The sequence below is a fragment of the Peribacillus butanolivorans genome (assembly GCF_001273755.1).
Classification (GTDB): Bacteria; Bacillota; Bacilli; order Bacillales; family DSM-1321; genus Peribacillus; species Peribacillus butanolivorans.
Window position 1 is genome coordinate 3,979,411 of record NZ_LGYA01000001.1, and the last position, 16,538, is coordinate 3,995,948.

The window sequence follows — 16,538 nt, forward strand, 5'->3', positions numbered from 1 at the left end:
GAGTTGAGCATCAATCTGTTCACCTAGTAATGCACCCTCAACACTAATTACTAATTCCTCCTAGGGTATTATTAGCTAAATACCATTTGCACCCAATAGTATAATAAAAGCAGCGTCACCACGGTAGATAATGGTATGACTATTAGGGATACGTTTAAATAATCTTTCCAACTTATTTTCATTTTATTTTGTTTCAAGATATGCATCCAGATAAGGGAGGCAAGCGTACCAATAGGTAATAACAATGAGCCCATGTCACTCCCAATTATATTCGCGAGATAGATCGTTTTTAACGTGATTGGATCAAGTCCCATTTCTGTTAAGGTAATGGTACCAATCATTAAGGCTGGATGATTATTAAAAATGTTTGATAGAATCGAAACTAATCCTCCCATGACAAAACTCGCACTTAATAACCCCTGGTTTACAATTGGTTCACATATTTGCACGAGTATTGCTGTAAGTCCTACATTGTGGAGGCCATAAATAATGACATACATAGAGAATGCAAATATCAGAATATGCCATGGTGTCTTTTTTAAGATATCAACAGGATTGGTTCGCAAATGATACCATCTCCACACCAGTAAAGATAAGGACCCAAGTACAGCAACCAATTCAATTGGTATGGAAAGATACGAAGCAACAAAGAGTAAACAGCGCACCACAAAGACATAGAGCAATACCTTTAACATAAATTTAGTACGTTGACGTTTTGTTTTAACCGACATTTTTCCCTTTAAAGGATGGAAATTCTTAGTAAAAAAACTATCCTCAATGTCATAAGTCAGATCGGGCAACTTTTTGGGCAATTTTTTCTTTACCACTACGAACATCAACCATGACATAAAGATTAAACCCAATGTTGCAGGTACAAACATCATGGCTGTATGCATATAAAGTGTCATATGCACAATTTGCAATGCGATTAAATTGACAATGTTACTAACCCCAATAGGAGCGCTAGAAGCAGTTGCAATCAGTGCTCCGCTCAAAAGATATGGAATGGCTTCATGCGGTTTCAGTCTAAGATTTTTCAGAAGCAATATCAATATGGGTGTCGTAATCATGATGCTACCATCGTTATTAAATAACAGGGTCATTAAAAAACATAATAATTGAATGTACCAATATAGGCGATATCCTGAACCTCTAGCAAGGGTAGCAAGTTTTGCAGCCGCCCAATGAAAAAAACCAAAACTTTCTAGTATGACAGCCATGACAATCGTTGCCATGATGGTGATCGATGCGCCCCCGATTTTATTGATAATATCCAAAATATCTCCACGTGATACTATGCCAGTTAGTAAAATAATACCCGCACCGATTGAAGCTGGCCACGCTTCATTTATACCTCCTGGCCTCCATAATATGACTATCATTGTCATGACGAACACAAAGATAGCCATTCCAATTTCGATATGCATGTTATTCTCCCCTTTTCGGGCCTTGAGCCATTGGACCCTACTTGTCCGATCCCTATATATATATTCCTCCTTATTAAAAAAGCACAAGATAGTAAACCACTTCTTCTAAATTGTACCTTTGTCCTTCTAGTAAAAATGTCCACTAAAGAGAGAAGTCTAGACCTTTTAATCATGGTTAGGTACCTACTACATTTCACATATCTTCTAATAAGATCTATAGATTCCACTATTCCGGTTTGAAAAGAGAGAAACCACTATAGTGCTTTCCCCCTTTTCAAACCCTATATGGCCATCTGCTATTTCTACATCTAAAATTCTCCCAACATATGCTCTAAGTCATTTATTAATTGTGTAAGCTAATTCGTATATTGAGCAAATTCAATGGCTGAAGCCGCTTGTTCCTCCATCGACGATGCAATCTCTTCAGATGAAGCAGTTGTTTGCCGAGATACAGTATTTCTTCTATCATTCTTACCCCTAATGGAAAAACCCTTGAATTCTATAGAATCCAAGGGTTTCACATGGGGAATAATACGATTTATGTTGTAAGCAAAGATTTAGCGTAATGCTGCAGCTAAGCTTTCACCAAATTCTCTAGCTCCATCTGGGCCGTCACCTGTGATAATATCATCATGTGCAACAACATGTTGTTCAACATATTCAACATGATTAGCTTTCAATTCGTCAATTTGGACATCAACTGGGTAACACGCTGCTTTTCGTCCAGAAAGTAAACCTGTTTTAGCCACAGTTACAGATCCTGCACAAATTCCTGTGACAAGAACCTTTTGCTCATGAGCTTGTTTCAAGTAGCTTTGTAATTCTTGATTGCCCCATAGATGATCGTTCGTACCAGATCCTCCAATTACAGCTATAGCATCAAAATCACTAGCTGAAACGTCAGAAAAGATCACTTCAGCATTTGCCTTACCTTGATAGTCACCAGTAATCTCACCTGTCTTTATACTTGCAATCGTTACTGTAACGCCTGCATTTTCTAATACTTCTTTTGGTTGAAATAATTCATCTTCATTAAAACGTTCTGGTGGTATAATAAGTAATGCTTTTTTACTCATATATGTCTTCCTCCTAATAATTGAAAAAGATTGTCTGTCCGACTACTCATATTGTAGCGCTGGTTTTAAACGTTGTGAAGAACGCACTTTTATGTGCGGAGGTTACCTAAAAGTTACTGGTAAAATAAAAAAGGAGTTAAATATCCATGTCAGAAACATTAAGAGATGAAATCAAAGAAAAAATCTTAAATGGCTATTATAATTGCGAAAAAGAACTTACTTTATCAATTTTCAGCGGCAAATGGAAAATCGTTATTTTATGGCATTTAGGTGTAGAAGGCCCACACCGATTCAGTGACTTACAAAGACTTTTCCCAAAAATATCTCATAAAATCTTAACGAATCAGTTGCGTGAACTTATAGAAGATGGTGTTGTTCACCGAGAAGTTTATCCTGAAGTTCCTCCAAAAGTTGAATATTCCATGACTGAACTTGGAATGACTTTACTGCCAATTGTTGAAATGATGTATGAGTGGGGAAAAAACAGAATGAATGAAATCAAACAAGAAATGCATTCTGAAAATGATAAGAACAATTAATGCGTACGTTTTTTTCACATAAAGTAGACCGACAATGAGATGTGTCGGTCTTTTATTAACACTGTGCAATTGGATATTTCCGAAAGTAAATGAATAAAGTGATTATATATAAACCAACTATTGCTTAAAAAAATCAATTAATGACAAAACATCACTGATTGACTACGATAATATACTTTTCATGCAATTTTTCCCATTCTCCTTTTGGAAAGTCCATATAATGACCATTCAGTAAAGCACTCAGCATATCAAGACAAACATGCCATCCTGCCAAATCTTTTGATGTATGGTCACTTAATGTGGGGATCGATTCTTTTAATACTAATAAACAACCATCAGTTTTAGGGGATAATTCGAAACGAACCCAACCGTCACCCCATTCGAATTCTAGGACGGAATGTTTTTGGAAGTCTCTTATCTTCATATCAAAAGATGAGCCAGTCCCATCATTCATATTAAATTTTATTGTCCCTTCTTTCTTAAGTTCCTCAATTTCAAGATTCGACATCCATTTTTCTAACTTATCATTTTCAGTTAAAGCAGCCCAGACCTGTTCTACTGAATGCTTTAGTAGACGTTCAAAGCGAGCGATATTTCCACCTTCAACTTTTTCTATTACTGCTAGCATATGTAATTCCTCCTCATTCAAATTTTTTAAGTGTATCAATCCTGCCGGTCAATAGTTACTTTGTACCCAATGCGGTTTTTAAAATAGAAAATAGTTGAATGTAATTTACCATCCCTTACGATTCAATAAAGAAGTAATATGCGCAAGATGATGTCGACCATGCCACGAGTAAATACCTATATTTTCACCTACTGAAACTTCTCCTGAATCCGGATGGATGAATGTTTTTTTTAGATCAGTTGAATTAATACTATATAAAAGGTTAGCCCAGCGTATATGTAACGCTTCAAGTAGGGATAGCGAAATATCAACCGGCAATTTTTTATCAGGTAGCTCTGCCCATTTTCCCTCATCATAAGGCTTAATGACAGGATTATCTTCCGTAAGAGCCAATTTAAAGCGAATATAAGCATTCATATGGCTATCCGCAAGATGATGCACGACTTGGCGAACAGTCCATCCTTCCGTACGATAAGCCGTATCAAGCTGTTCTTCATCCATGTTTCGTACTGCCTCTCGCAGCAATCCAGGCAAAGCTTCAATCTCCTTAATCCAGCCCTCAGCCACACTATTCGTTATCTCCCCATCAAACTGAAACTTCCCTATTGGGTATCTTGCTTCCATCTTTATTTCCTCCTGGTGTTTTTATAGTACCTTTATTTATTACATTCTTTATCCTTACCAATAAATCCTTTATGCCTACATATCTTCTCTTCTCTTCTCTGACTACCTTTTCTTTTCGAATCCAAACCAAAAAGGCTGGCGCAGCAGCCTTGATATTTTAGTGACACTATTTAGAACTACTTCATAGACCCGGCAATTTCTATCATTTTCTTCATAGGACCCGCGAACTATACATTTCTATATACGTTCCTTCTTGTACCCAACGAAGTAAACAACCAGTAATCTTCCTCATCTAATTAAATAGCCTAATGGGCGTTTTATTTTTTGTCTTAGCATTTGCACCCTAATTTCTAGGTTGATTCGACGTCGTTTTCATTTCATGTCTCCCTAGCCAGTCTTCCTCTATCAAGATAATACTTTTAGTTTCCTTTTGATATGCGTTGCGAAGATTTCAAGACAGATTGCAATAATTAGGATAAAATAAGTGATTGCTCCAATTTCACTCAAGTCAAAGTAAAATCCACTTGCCATAAACATATCGAAGCCGATTCCTCCCGCGCCTGCAGCTGCGCCCATTGCGACTGCCACTGCAAAATTGATTTCAAAGCGCATGAAAGTCCATGAAATGATATAAGTAATGGAAGATGGAATGACTACTTGGAAAACGATCTGCCACCAATTCGCACCGCTTGCTTGTAGGGCTTCAATAGCACCTTTATCAATTTCTTCGAAGGATTCTGAGTAGGCCTTTACAAGGTAACTTATTGAGTGAAACGTCATTCCTATAACTGCAGCTACACTACCTAATCCTGCTGCGACTGCAAAAATGAGGACCCACAACACAGTTGGAACGGCTCTAATCAAGGCAACCGTTCCCTTTATCACAATCGATAATGGCTTAGTCGAGATATTTCCAGCCGCTAAAAGTCCCAACATCAGGGCAATGATTGCACCAAATATTGTCGTTAAGAAAGCTAAACCTAATGTAATCGACACCTGATATAGTGCTTGAGTAAAGGTAAAGTGCTTCAGATGCGGCTCAAAAAACATGATCTTCAAATTGTCCATAGTCAATAATAGTGCGTCCAGAAGTTTAACATCCTTATAATCAAAACTGACAAATGCGTACATAGTCAAAATCGCAAGGATCAGAACACTCAACCTTATAACGATTGTAGATTTTGAGAAGGGCTTTTTGGATAGTAGATCAAGTAGCCGTTTATCTAAATCCTGGCCAGTATGAGAGGGAAATGGTTTGATAGGACCTTCTGCCTGCATTATAAAATCACCCTCCTCACGTAATTTGAGATATATTCAATACATAAAATCGAAATAATAATCGTGATGACGACAAGACTAGCAATGTCATAATTCAAGTTTTTATAATACAGATTAAACGTAAAACCAATACCTGATCCTGTAAGCAGTCCGACTAATGTTGCATTTCTTATATTTGTTTCAATCATAAAAAGAACCCAACTAATCATTTGCGGGATTGTTGAAGGAATAACAGACTGCGAAATAATAGTTAGATAGCTTGCACCCGTTGCCTGCAAAGCTTCTACGGAACTACTGCTTACTTCATCGATCGTTTCTATAAAGGCTCTTGTTAAAAAACCGAAAGATCCGAAAAACAAAGCAAAATAACCGGTTAAGGAACTTTGTCCAAATGAAAATAACAAGACCAGCGCCCATATTGAGACATCAATATTTCTAAATAAAACCGCTATCCCACGGCTAAAACCTCCGAAAAAAGCATTCACTCTTGTAGTATTAGAACCCAAAATAGCAAATACAAAGGCCAATATTCCAGCGAGTGTCGTTGCAGCAATAGAAATTAAAAGTGTTTCTTTCAGCTTTATCAAAATGTCTGGCAGTTTAGTCAGGGAATCCTTTGTTGGATAAAAATTCGATAACGACCATTGTATAGCCTTAGGAACGGAGGTAAATCCTTTTGCCATGCTGAATTCTGTAATGATAATAGAAACAACCGTCGCAGCCCCAATAATCAAAAACAATACAAGCGAATTTCTTCTCTTTTTTGCAAAAATATCAGCCGACATGGGAACCTCCCAAATCAAAAATCAACTTTCCTTCATCTGACCCATAAATCTGATGGATATCACTCGAGGTTATATTTTGAGATGTGCCATTGAAAACAATCTTGCCACTATTCACACCAATAATTCGATCCGAATATTTTAGCGCAACATCGACTTGATGCAGATTAACTACTACTGTGATTCCCATGGATGTACAGATATTCCTTAAATGATCCATGATCACTTTGGATGAATTCGGATCTAGAGAGGCAATCGGTTCATCACATAAAAGCAATTTAGGATTTTGGATAAGTGCCCGCGCAATACCAACACGCTGTTTCTGGCCTCCGCTCAATTCATCAGACCTTTTATAGAGCTGATCTTCCAGACCGAGAATTTGGAGAATATTAGCAGCCTGAAGTTTCTCATCTTCACTGTGCAGACCAAGGATACCTGCCAAAGTAGATTTATAGCCTAATCGTCCATGCAGGGTATTTTCAATCACGCTAAGTCTATTTACCAGATTGTAATGTTGAAAAATCATCCCTATTTTCCTCCGTACTTTCTTTAACTCCCTTTTATTTAACTCGTATACATGATCATTATCAAAAATGATATCTCCACTAGAAGCATCAATCATCCTATTAATGCACCGAAGAAGAGTTGATTTTCCTGCTCCAGATGGCCCTATGATAGAAACGAATTCTCCTTCTTTCACAGAGAAGTCAATATTGGATAACGCTTTTGTATCATTTCCAAAGTGTTTTGAGACATTTTTCACTTCCAATAATGTTGTCATGTATTATCCCCCTACATTTTACTACTTTAGGATCTGCAAATTATTTAGATAATTCCCGAATTGGATTGAACCAGTCATCCTCAACTTGCACCAATCTTTCTTTTCCGCTTGCCTTTTTAAATAGACCTGATACCTTAGAGTCCTCTGGTACAAAAACTTTCTCGTTATTTGCTATCTCATCAGACATCAAAGTTTCAAGAATTATTTCACGTGTTTCCTCACTAACTAATTCGGTATTCACCACGAAGGGTGCATTCAAAACTGGAGTCACTGAAATGAGTGAGAATTCTTTGTCTACAACTGTGTTAAAGGGTTCAGCTGCATCCTTCTTTACCTTATACACAGCACCTGCTTTATTCTCTTCTCCATCTGCCAGCTCCACATAATTATTAACACATGTGTCACAAAAAGCTGCCACGTCTGCTCTCCCAGTCAAAAGATTTACAGCCGAACCTTGGTGGGAACCACCATAAAGTACTTCACTAAAGAATTTATCCTTCCCGCCTTCTAATAAATCCTCGGCCTTTAATTCCTTAAACTTATCTTTTTGAGAAAAATAATCAACGATTCCTGTGGAAGGAACTTTGAAACCAGATGTAGAGCTATTTGATACGAAAGAGAATTTTTTTCCTTGGATATCGTCTATGGAATATTCGTCGTTCATTTTATAATCCTCTGCATTTTGAACAGCCAGCCAGCTATTGTAGACTGCATCATCCAAGGTTCCTGATTCACCGCTTGGAACAACTAGAGATTGAACCTTATCATTTTTGTTTTTTGCTTCAATATATCCTTGTGCTCCTAGGAATGCTAAATCAGTGTTTCCATTAGCAATTGCCTCGATTGCAATATTATAATCTGTTGTGGTCTTATGTTCGACTTTCTTTCCTGTGGCTTCTTCTAAGATCCGCCCGATTTCATCGCGGGCTTCCCCTAAATCTTCCCCAGATTCATTTGGCAGCCACGCTATTGTTAATGTATCATCTTCTTGTCCCTTAGCATTATCTCCTGTTGAACTACTAGAAGAGCAGCCTGTAAACACCACCAAAATTACAAACATCAAGATGGACATAATCGATTTTTTCATGTTAAATCTTCCCTCCTATTTAAAAAATCATTTCTTATTTCAATAACTATCAATTTAACAATACAGGTACAATACTAACCTGCCATTAAGCAAACCGAATATTCAGTAAAGTTTCCGTGAAGCAATCGTTAAATTTTTTGAATAGCTTGATTAAAACATCCATTCTGTATGCTATATTCTTTATTTACTAACCGATTCATGAACTCCAAGTCATGAAAAATACCTAGCATGGTCGTTCCTTCTTTCATTAGCTGTTCTAGCAGGGTTTTCACCTTCAATTTAGAATCGTGATCCAAACTTGCTGTTGGTTCATCCAACAAGAGCAGCCGTGGCCTTTTTACCATTGCTCTTGCTATATTTAACCTTAGCTTCTCTCCTCCTGAAAAAGTAGCAGGGTAACTGTCCCGCAGCTCTTTTCCTATTTCAAAGTGGTCGAGGATTTTTTCTGTTTCCATATTGGCTATTTCTCTAGATTGTCCCATTTCAAGGATAGCCTCGGTTACGAGCTGCCTTGCTGTAGTTCTTGGCATGACATTTAAAAATTGAGAAACATAGCCTATCTCATGCTTACGCAGGTAAATCATTTCTCTTTCTGTAGCTTTTGCTAGATTAATCGGACCATAGTGGGAAGACTCATACCAGATATCTCCTTCTTGAACCCGATAGGTACCATAAATCGATTTTAAGATCGTCGATTTTCCACTGCCACTCTTGCCTGTAATGCCAATAAATTCACCTTTTTTCACTCGAATCGTAATATTGTTAACTGCTTGAATGTCTTTGCATTGATTATGTAAAATAAAAGACTTGGATAAATCTTTAATATCTAATATGTTTTCCACTTTACCACCCGCTTTCTAAAAAATTTATATCCTGTAATTAGTCTTTTGAATCAATTTTCCATCTACAATCACACTTGTTATCACAGGGAAATCACCAGAAATTTTTTCAATAATAAGTATGTCAGCCTTTTTCCCTTCATGAATCGATCCAATTTCGTCATCCATTTTGACTGCCTTTGCGGGATTAATCGTAACTAGCTTAAACATGTCAACAAGATCCATCCCATGGTTATCCACTAATTCAAACATTGAATGTAGGAGGGCTGCAGGGTAATAATCACTGCATAATATGTCTATGCTTCCATCTTGAATGGCTTCAGAGGCACTTAAGTTCCCACTGTGAGAACCTCCCAAAAGCACATTTGGTGCACCCGCTATTGTATACATCCCCATCTCATGTGCCTTACGGGCAATCTCAAGTGTGATTGGAAATTCACTTATATTCGTTCCAAAGCTGTGAACTAATTCAAGCTTCTCTTTCGAATCATCATCATGTGAGGCAACTGCAATATTGTTTTCTCTTGCTAGCAGTGCAATTTCTTTCATTCTTTCAATCGTCAGCTTTTCTTTCACTTGATGAGTCTGGATCATTACATCAATAGCTTCATCACTATAATCGTTATACCCTCTTAAAGTGTTTCGATAAATCTCTAGATGTCTATATTGTCCTTGACCTGGAGTGTGGTCCATGAATGAGACTAGATGCACTTTCTTTTCCGAAATATATTCTTTTAAATTATCAATATCCTCCAAATTATCTATTTCATAACGGGCATGAAACCGATGACGGACTAGGTGCTTCATCTTATGTGTTTGATCAATTAAGTCAATTAGCTTTCTTACATTCTCAGGCTCCCGAATTGGCTTATATGCGTATTCAGTTGATTTATAGAGAGATAGAGAGTGAAACATGGTCGTAATCCCATGCGTAATCAGTTCCTTTTCTGTTTCTCTTAAGCTCAAATGAAAATTCATTAAAGATGTAGGGCGCGGTGCAGTCATATGTTCAATGTAATCCGAATGGAGATCAATAAAACCAGGTGTAACATATCCACCCAAAGCGTCCAGCACTTCCATCTCAGGACTCGTTTCGATTTCTCCCACAGGTGCAATTCTGCAAATTTTATCATCCTTAATTAAGAGATCATGGTCTATCAATATCAAGTCTTCCGTTATAATTTTTCCATTTTTAATCAGCAACAATATCTCTTCCCCCATTTTCCTTTAGTTTCTATTACAGCAGCGAATGTACTAATTGTTGGGTATAAGGATGCTGTGGATCTTCGAGTATTTGATCTGTTAATCCTCGCTCGATTACTTTACCCTCCAGCATAACAAGCGTACGGTCTGCAAGCATTCGGATTACACCCAAATCATGAGAAACCAGTACAATACTAATATTCAAATCTCTTTGGAGGCCTTTAATTAAATCCAATACACTTGCTTGAACTGATAAATCTAAACCTGTGGTGACCTCATCCAAAAGCAGTATGGGTGGATTGTTAGACAACGCTTTGGCTATCTGGACCCTTTGCTGCATACCACCAGAAAAATTCTTTGGTTCTTCTTTCATTCTATGAATGGGAATATTCACTTCTTCAAGGAGCTCGGCACCTCTTGTTTCCATGCTGCCGACATGTCTATTCCCAGCTGAAATTAACTTCTCAGCAATATTGCCAATCGAGGAGAAATTCATTTTCAATCCTAGAATAGGGTTTTGATAAACCTTCCCCATTAGGTGGTTTCGAACATATCTTTTTTTCTGAGCAGACTCTATGAATAAATTCTTTTTTCCATCCTCAAAGCCAGCCACATACATTTCTCCATCGGTTACTTCTTCGTCAAAATACAAACTTTTCATTAAAGTGGATTTGCCACTGCCACTCTCTCCTACAATTCCAAGAACTTCACCTTGATACAAATCAAACGTCACATCTCTACAGGCATAAACCGTTCCACATTTGTGACAATAGTTTTTAGTCATCTTTCCTAATTTCATATTTTTGCATGTTGAACATCCGTTTCCAAACTGTTTGTTCATCTGTTTAACTGATAATACGGGTACTTCAAGTACAGACATTTATTTCACTCCCAATGATTGTTTTTGATTGACTATTTCAAGACAATTGCTTGTATCATTACATTGGAAATACGTTTCTCCTGTATCCTCATCAACAAGTTCATCAAAAAACACATCATTGGAACCGCAGAGAATACAAGCTTGATTTGTAAAGGACTCTATTTCAAATTCATAATCATCAAATGCTAAAGATGATACCTTTGTATAAGGAGGTACAGCATATACCTTTTTCTCCCTACCTGCGCCTAACAAAATGAGCGCTTCACTATTGTCTAGCTTTGCATTATCGAATCTCGGAATTGGACTTGGTGCCATGACATACCTGTCGTGAACCATTACCGGATGGTCTGCATCTGTCGCCATTATTCCGTACTTCATAATTTTTTCAAATAACATAAGCCATGCTCCACTATACTCTCTCTCAGCATGTAGCTTTTTCGTTTCATGTTCGCTTGGCTCAAAACCCCTTAAAGGTTCCGGTAATGGAACTTGAAGAATTAAAATCTGGTCTTTTTGTAACGGCACTTCAGGCACCCTGTGTCTAGACTGGATTAAAGATGCATCAGCTGTGCTATCCGTTGTCCTTACCCCAGTAGTGTCTGATACGAGTTTTTTTATGTTAACGGCATTAACGGATTCATCCGAGCCTTGGTCGATCACTTTAAGAACGTCATCCTTTCCGATTAATGACAATGTCAACTGTAGGCCACCTGTGCCCCAACCACGCCCAATCGGCATTTCCCTAGAAGCGAATGGAACTTGATAACCGGGAATAGCAATCGCCTTTAAGGTTGCTCTTCTAATTTCTCGTTTCGATCCTTCATCAAAGAATGCAAAATTATAGGTTTTATTCATGCAATCCCACCTCCTGCTCTGTGGTCTGATCTTTCGACTTTCGAATACTATCAAGTTTGGATTGAAACGTAACGTAATGAGGCATCTTCAAATGGGAGATGAAGCCCGTTGATTCCACTGAATCTATATGATAAAGAACGAATTCCTCGTTATGACTTGGAAATTCATTGTTTGGTCTTTCAAGGCAATTATCTAAAATTCCCATTGCTATTGCTTTTGTTTCATTTTGTCCCATACACATGCCATAGCCAACTTCAAACTCTATTTCTTTTTTGCCTTGTTCTTTCTCTACCGTTAGCGGAATGAGCATCTCTACTTCCGTCGCTGTGAAATCTCCAATATAATAGCTATCTTCCTCTTGACCATCGTCCAGCGGATGATCGAGATAGACAGGCAGCTGACCTACGCGTAACTCTCCTACTGTCGGGTGCAGGGCACCATATCCACGAATTACTGCATAAGCTAGTGATGTTACTGCACCTGTTTGGCCTCTTGTTAGAATTTGTAAGCGTTCACTCCGCTTTGAAGGAAACTCTAGACTCTTCCTTGTAACATCTCTAGGCTGCAAATCATTGTTTTCACAGCTTGCTAATAAGCCTTCACTTCTTAAATAGTCCAAAACTTTAGGTAAATTGTTTAAATCATCCATGTGCTTCTGATTATATTCTGTTGAACGATTCTCTTCTTGATAAGCCCGTAACCAATCTTGAATGCTTTTATCCGATTCTTTTTCCAACTCCGAATCTAGTAACCGATGTGTATAATCTGTCGTAGCACCCAAAATCTGTCCGCCAGGTACATCCTTAAAACTGGCTGAAATCCTGCGCACTACTTTCATATTTTCAGAACTGATAATTCGTGAAACATGTTTTCGCGGCAAAGTTGATCGATAGGCTCTTAAGAGGAAAACAGCTTCTTCCGGATTGCCTTCAGCTTGTTTAATTGCAATTGCAGACAGTGATTGATCATACAAACTGCTTTCGGACATAACCTGATCAATTAACCCTCTCATGCCAGCTTCTATCTTATGTAGCTCTATTGCCGTCCCTTTATGAACTCTTTCATACTTTAAGCGTTTTATGGATTCCTCAATGGCCTTTGTTCCGCCCTTTACTGCAACATATCCCATTTAATCTCACCCCCATTTTCTTTGATTTGAGTAGTTCTCGGTAAAGCTATTAAACGATCTTGTTCATCCACAAAATACATATCGATTCCTAAAGGGAATTCTATGTTTTTTTCGTTTCTTACACTCATCCAGGTGGAGACATTTGGGAGACATATAAAAGACTCCTGATGAATTCCTGGTCCTGAAAGGATCATTGAGTTCCCTTTTGTTACATCCGAGACTTCTAGAATAATCATTGCTGATTCATGAGGATTCAACAGATTTCCTACCTTTGCTTTATTTATTGCGTCTTTCCTTTGCTCGTTGGAAGCATCCTGTAAAATAAAGATAAAATCTGCTTCTGACAAATCAACAGCCTTTGAATAGGTAAGCTGATTAATCATTCTTGACACTATCTCCTCTTCCTTTGAAATAATCTTAAAAGTGACTTCTGGGTCAAGTACCGTGAGTGCAAGTAGGATAGTAGAAGATAAGCATTCCATTTGAACATCCAACATCTTAGCTTCCCTCTCCAAAACCACTAAAGTACCAGGTCTTGAAGTCGCCGCTACAAGCTTTTTATAAACAGTCTGTATATCATGAACTACATCCAAATTCATCGCTTTTCCCCCCTTATTGAACATCCATTGTTTCAAAATTCACCTTGGTTCTTAAGATTGATTGATTTAACTCTTGAAGATTTTTCTGTATATTCTTCTTCTCATTTTCTAAAACATGTGACCATAATCTTGTTTCTACAAGATCAGCCTGATATGCCGCATCAATGATAGCTAAACAATGAGCCAGCTCTTCTCGATGCCCTTTAACGATACCAATACCGATTGAATCCTGGATTTGGACAGTGCATTCTGTCACCAGTAATTCCCCTAGATAAAACAAACTCTTTTTTGCCGTTTCCCTTGCCTTTAGCAAGACAAGAGCACTCTCTGGCTTTTGAATGACGTTTACTTTATATCTCATTTCTATTTCCTTGGCAAAATCCTTCGCAATGTCTGCAGTGCCTTGAATCAAAATCTCTGTTCTTTCCTTTCTTCTCATTCCATTGGCCTCCAAATGTTTTAGTTTCTCTCTACATCTTCAATGTATCTTGTTGCCAAGTGAACCTACGTTAAGAATGAGTAAATCTTTGTATGTAATTTGTAAAAGCACTAACGTGAACGGGCATATTCTATTCAAAGTTTCGTGCTTTACTCGTGAATCTGGAGCATTTACGTGCTTATATTCGTGAATTCGAGCGTTACTCGTGAATTCGGAGCATTTACTCGTGAGTTCCGTGCTTTTACCCGTGAATTTGGAGCATTTACTCGTGAGTTTCGAGTATTTACTCGTGAATTCGAGCGGTATATGGGATGGAAGTTTTTTACATAACATAGGTGAAACAATCGCTGCGATAGACAATGACCGTATGCTCAAGGACTTGATTACTCCCCTTATCCACGCATACTGATTCCACTTGCAAAAGTGGAATTAAACTTGAACACTGCAAAATATCTCGTTCAAATAGAGTTGGAAAAATAACATTCAGCGTGCTGCTACTGGATCCGAATTCTACATAACCACGCTGCCTATAGTATAGAAACATAGAGGTAATATCAGGACCATCCTTATCTATTTCAGGAAAAGTTGATTTTGCTACATAAGATGTATGAAGAGCAATCGGAAATTCGTCTATTAACCTCAGCCTGCCAATTTTATAGACTTTCTCATCACTTTCCACATCGAGGCTTTGAAAAATCTTCTGATCATAAGAAATTTCTTCGCAAAAAATAGTAATCGTTTGAAAGGCAAACTGGAATTCCTTCATTTTCTCAGTGAAACTTACATCTCCAGACAGAATTAACGGAATTTGCTTCTTGCTGTCCTGGACATAACTTCCCTTCCCTTGCTTTGAATAGATATAACCTAAATCTTGAAGCTGTTCATATGCCTTTCTAACAACCATTCTTGGAACATTAAATTGATCAGCGAGTATATGCTCTGAAGGTAACTTTTTATCCAATTGAAAGGTCCCTCTCTTAATTTCTGAAATCAAATGATCCACTAAAAAGTTTTTTTCTGCCAACAGACATCTCCCCCTTTATTTATCCGGTCTGCCTTACACCTGTACCTTTTTCTTATTAGTGTTAGTGTAATGAGAAAATATGAAGCTACCATGATTTTCTTGTAAAAAAAAATAGTCCTGGTCAATTACCAGGACAAAAGGAATACCTATTTTCTGAATCTTTCCATACACTACTCTACATTGTCTCTTTCAAAATTTAATAGCCATGCTTTTTTTCTTTAATGTCAAAGCATTCACACATTCTGTTCCAGGGCTATAATTACCTAGCCGAATCGGTTTATCCCCATACACCCCATGAAAATCTGAACCTCCTGTCTTAATGAGTTTGTATTGATCTGCATATTGAATCGCTCTTTCTTCTTCTGCATGACCATGATGTGGGTGAAGGACTTCAATCCCTTCAAGTCCTGCTTCTACAAGAGCTGGAATAATTTCGAAGCTATCGTATTGTCCAGGATGAGCAAGGACCGGAACGCCTCCGGCAGCACGAATCGCCTTTACAGCTAGAACAGCATCCACATACTCCATAGGAATAAATGCAATACCTGGCTCTTCTCCATTTTGACCGCGACTGAAGATTTTCTTATACAAATCTCCATAGATAGAATCCGTATATCCCGCTTCCCTTAGCGCTTGCATAATATGCTGTTTATAAACCCCGGTTCCCCCCCTAAACTTAGAAACCTGCTCCCAAGTTATTTGATATCCTGCATTGATTATTCGCTCCACCATTTTTACAGAGGCTGCATTCCTCTTTTCAATCAATGGATTACATAGCTCCTCAAGTGCCTTATGACCATACTCAACAAAATATCCCAAAATATGTACACGTCTACCTCTTGCAAAATCATAACCAGAAACTTCTATACCAGGGATGATTTCAATCCCTTTTTCTTTTCCCTTTTCCACCATCTCTTGCAACCCCATCGTAGTATCGTGGTTGGTAATCGCTAAATGACCAATACTCTCCCTTTTTGCAACCTCCAATAGTTCTCCAAACGAACAAGATCCATCTGAGATATTCGTATGACAATGTAATTCAACCTTCATTGTTAATCCCCCCCCATTCTTATTGGTTACCTACTAGCATCCTAACTTGGTGCCAAGTTGGCCACGTTAAGCTGATGTAAAAAAAACGTAAAAGGGCATGGGATTTTGTATGGACTCTAATTCCTAAGTCACTTCCTACATGCAGAAAATCTTTTAAAATGACCGAGAAAAATGGAGTCTTTGAGGAAGGCTTCATTTTTTCATTATTAATTCTATCTCACTGCTTACATGCTTAAAAAGTTCTTCATAAGTAAAATGAAACCTAATCATTGAGCAGTCGTATATGTATTTATATGTA

General features: G+C 37.8%; 19 protein-coding genes. 2 read left to right on the forward strand and 17 right to left on the reverse strand.

Features of this window, described 5'->3' with window-relative positions; all coding sequences use genetic code 11:
- Positions 1-71: 71 nt before the first annotated feature.
- Entirely contained in the window at positions 72-1,427 is a 1,356-nt protein-coding gene (locus AKG34_RS18375) for an arsenic transporter (protein ID WP_053347421.1), read from the reverse strand.
- Positions 1,428-1,984: 557 nt separating this feature from the next.
- A complete protein-coding gene (locus AKG34_RS18380) occupies positions 1,985-2,503 on the reverse strand; it encodes a DJ-1/PfpI family protein (protein WP_053347422.1) in 519 nt (172 codons plus the stop codon).
- Positions 2,504-2,649: 146 nt separating this feature from the next.
- Between AKG34_RS18380 and AKG34_RS18385 the strand changes: the two genes are divergently transcribed.
- The gene (locus AKG34_RS18385) at positions 2,650-3,042 is read left to right on the forward strand and encodes a winged helix-turn-helix transcriptional regulator (protein WP_053347423.1); all 393 of its coding nucleotides are present in this window, start codon (positions 2,650-2,652) and stop codon (positions 3,040-3,042) included.
- Between the two features lie 151 nt (positions 3,043-3,193).
- On the opposite strand, the gene AKG34_RS18390 is transcribed toward AKG34_RS18385, so the two are convergent.
- From AKG34_RS18390 to phnG, 13 genes are all read right to left on the reverse strand, one after another.
- Complete coding sequence (locus AKG34_RS18390) at positions 3,194-3,670, reverse strand: SRPBCC family protein (protein WP_053347424.1); 477 nt, start codon at positions 3,668-3,670, stop codon at positions 3,194-3,196.
- A gap of 105 nt (positions 3,671-3,775) precedes the next feature.
- Positions 3,776-4,294, reverse strand: a complete 519-nt coding sequence (locus AKG34_RS18395; RefSeq protein WP_053347425.1) for a YfiT family bacillithiol transferase — start codon at positions 4,292-4,294, stop codon at positions 3,776-3,778.
- 405 nt (positions 4,295-4,699) lie between these two features.
- Entirely contained in the window at positions 4,700-5,572 is an 873-nt protein-coding gene (locus tag AKG34_RS18400; RefSeq protein WP_053347426.1) for a PhnE/PtxC family ABC transporter permease, read from the reverse strand.
- Entirely contained in the window at positions 5,572-6,357 is a 786-nt protein-coding gene (locus tag AKG34_RS18405) for a PhnE/PtxC family ABC transporter permease (protein ID WP_053347427.1), read from the reverse strand. Before AKG34_RS18405 ends, AKG34_RS18400 begins: the two co-directional genes overlap by 1 nt.
- Positions 6,347-7,135: a phosphonate ABC transporter ATP-binding protein gene (gene phnC / locus AKG34_RS18410; protein ID WP_053347428.1), complete on the reverse strand. Its 789-nt coding sequence runs from the start codon at positions 7,133-7,135 to the stop codon at positions 6,347-6,349. Before phnC ends, AKG34_RS18405 begins: the two co-directional genes overlap by 11 nt.
- A gap of 40 nt (positions 7,136-7,175) precedes the next feature.
- Entirely contained in the window at positions 7,176-8,222 is a 1,047-nt protein-coding gene (gene phnD / locus AKG34_RS18415; protein ID WP_053347429.1) for a phosphate/phosphite/phosphonate ABC transporter substrate-binding protein, read from the reverse strand.
- A gap of 128 nt (positions 8,223-8,350) precedes the next feature.
- Positions 8,351-9,064, reverse strand: coding sequence for a phosphonate C-P lyase system protein PhnL (locus tag AKG34_RS18420; RefSeq protein WP_053347430.1), 714 nt, complete (start codon positions 9,062-9,064; stop codon positions 8,351-8,353).
- A gap of 24 nt (positions 9,065-9,088) precedes the next feature.
- A complete protein-coding gene (phnM, locus tag AKG34_RS18425; protein WP_053347431.1) occupies positions 9,089-10,267 on the reverse strand; it encodes a phosphonate metabolism protein PhnM in 1,179 nt (392 codons plus the stop codon).
- Between the two features lie 31 nt (positions 10,268-10,298).
- Positions 10,299-11,144, reverse strand: coding sequence for an ATP-binding cassette domain-containing protein (locus AKG34_RS18430; RefSeq protein ID WP_053347432.1), 846 nt, complete (start codon positions 11,142-11,144; stop codon positions 10,299-10,301).
- Positions 11,145-11,999, reverse strand: a complete 855-nt coding sequence (locus AKG34_RS18435; protein WP_053347433.1) for an alpha-D-ribose 1-methylphosphonate 5-phosphate C-P-lyase PhnJ — start codon at positions 11,997-11,999, stop codon at positions 11,145-11,147.
- Complete coding sequence (locus AKG34_RS18440) at positions 11,992-13,128, reverse strand: carbon-phosphorus lyase complex subunit PhnI (RefSeq protein ID WP_053347434.1); 1,137 nt, start codon at positions 13,126-13,128, stop codon at positions 11,992-11,994. The genes AKG34_RS18435 and AKG34_RS18440 overlap by 8 nt, the downstream gene beginning before the upstream one ends.
- A complete protein-coding gene (phnH, locus tag AKG34_RS18445; protein ID WP_053347435.1) occupies positions 13,110-13,727 on the reverse strand; it encodes a phosphonate C-P lyase system protein PhnH in 618 nt (205 codons plus the stop codon). The genes AKG34_RS18440 and phnH overlap by 19 nt, the downstream gene beginning before the upstream one ends.
- A 13-nt stretch (positions 13,728-13,740) precedes the next feature.
- Positions 13,741-14,166, reverse strand: a complete 426-nt coding sequence (gene phnG / locus AKG34_RS18450) for a phosphonate C-P lyase system protein PhnG (RefSeq protein ID WP_053347436.1) — start codon at positions 14,164-14,166, stop codon at positions 13,741-13,743.
- Between the two features lie 174 nt (positions 14,167-14,340).
- On the opposite strand from phnG, the gene AKG34_RS28085 reads away from it, so the two are divergent.
- The gene (locus AKG34_RS28085; protein ID WP_161804953.1) at positions 14,341-14,496 is read left to right on the forward strand and encodes a hypothetical protein; all 156 of its coding nucleotides are present in this window, start codon (positions 14,341-14,343) and stop codon (positions 14,494-14,496) included.
- Here the strand turns inward: AKG34_RS28085 and AKG34_RS18455 are convergent.
- Together AKG34_RS18455 and AKG34_RS18460 are read right to left on the reverse strand one after the other, a co-directional pair.
- Entirely contained in the window at positions 14,489-15,190 is a 702-nt protein-coding gene (locus AKG34_RS18455) for a GntR family transcriptional regulator (RefSeq protein WP_053347437.1), read from the reverse strand. The genes AKG34_RS28085 and AKG34_RS18455 overlap by 8 nt on opposite strands.
- Before the next feature lie 189 nt (positions 15,191-15,379).
- Positions 15,380-16,240, reverse strand: coding sequence for a PHP domain-containing protein (locus AKG34_RS18460; RefSeq protein WP_053347438.1), 861 nt, complete (start codon positions 16,238-16,240; stop codon positions 15,380-15,382).
- Between the last annotated feature and the right edge of the window lie 298 nt (positions 16,241-16,538).

What these genes read in the sequence shown, in the direction of transcription:
- AKG34_RS18375 (WP_053347421.1), bottom strand. Translation starts at nt 1,427, where the DNA reads ATGCATATCGAAATTGGAATGGCTATCTTTGTGTTCGTCATGACAATG.
- AKG34_RS18380 (WP_053347422.1), bottom strand. Translation starts at nt 2,503, where the DNA reads ATGAGTAAAAAAGCATTACTTATTATACCACCAGAACGTTTTAATGAA.
- AKG34_RS18385 (WP_053347423.1), top strand. Translation starts at nt 2,650, where the DNA reads ATGTCAGAAACATTAAGAGATGAAATCAAAGAAAAAATCTTAAATGGC.
- AKG34_RS18390 (WP_053347424.1), bottom strand. Translation starts at nt 3,670, where the DNA reads ATGCTAGCAGTAATAGAAAAAGTTGAAGGTGGAAATATCGCTCGCTTT.
- AKG34_RS18395 (WP_053347425.1), bottom strand. Translation starts at nt 4,294, where the DNA reads ATGGAAGCAAGATACCCAATAGGGAAGTTTCAGTTTGATGGGGAGATA.
- AKG34_RS18400 (WP_053347426.1), bottom strand. Translation starts at nt 5,572, where the DNA reads ATGCAGGCAGAAGGTCCTATCAAACCATTTCCCTCTCATACTGGCCAG.
- AKG34_RS18405 (WP_053347427.1), bottom strand. Translation starts at nt 6,357, where the DNA reads ATGTCGGCTGATATTTTTGCAAAAAAGAGAAGAAATTCGCTTGTATTG.
- phnC (WP_053347428.1), bottom strand. Translation starts at nt 7,135, where the DNA reads ATGACAACATTATTGGAAGTGAAAAATGTCTCAAAACACTTTGGAAAT.
- phnD (WP_053347429.1), bottom strand. Translation starts at nt 8,222, where the DNA reads ATGAAAAAATCGATTATGTCCATCTTGATGTTTGTAATTTTGGTGGTG.
- AKG34_RS18430 (WP_053347432.1), bottom strand. Translation starts at nt 11,144, where the DNA reads ATGTCTGTACTTGAAGTACCCGTATTATCAGTTAAACAGATGAACAAA.
- AKG34_RS18435 (WP_053347433.1), bottom strand. Translation starts at nt 11,999, where the DNA reads ATGAATAAAACCTATAATTTTGCATTCTTTGATGAAGGATCGAAACGA.
- AKG34_RS18440 (WP_053347434.1), bottom strand. Translation starts at nt 13,128, where the DNA reads ATGGGATATGTTGCAGTAAAGGGCGGAACAAAGGCCATTGAGGAATCC.
- phnH (WP_053347435.1), bottom strand. Translation starts at nt 13,727, where the DNA reads ATGAATTTGGATGTAGTTCATGATATACAGACTGTTTATAAAAAGCTT.
- phnG (WP_053347436.1), bottom strand. Translation starts at nt 14,166, where the DNA reads ATGAGAAGAAAGGAAAGAACAGAGATTTTGATTCAAGGCACTGCAGAC.
- AKG34_RS18460 (WP_053347438.1), bottom strand. Translation starts at nt 16,240, where the DNA reads ATGAAGGTTGAATTACATTGTCATACGAATATCTCAGATGGATCTTGT.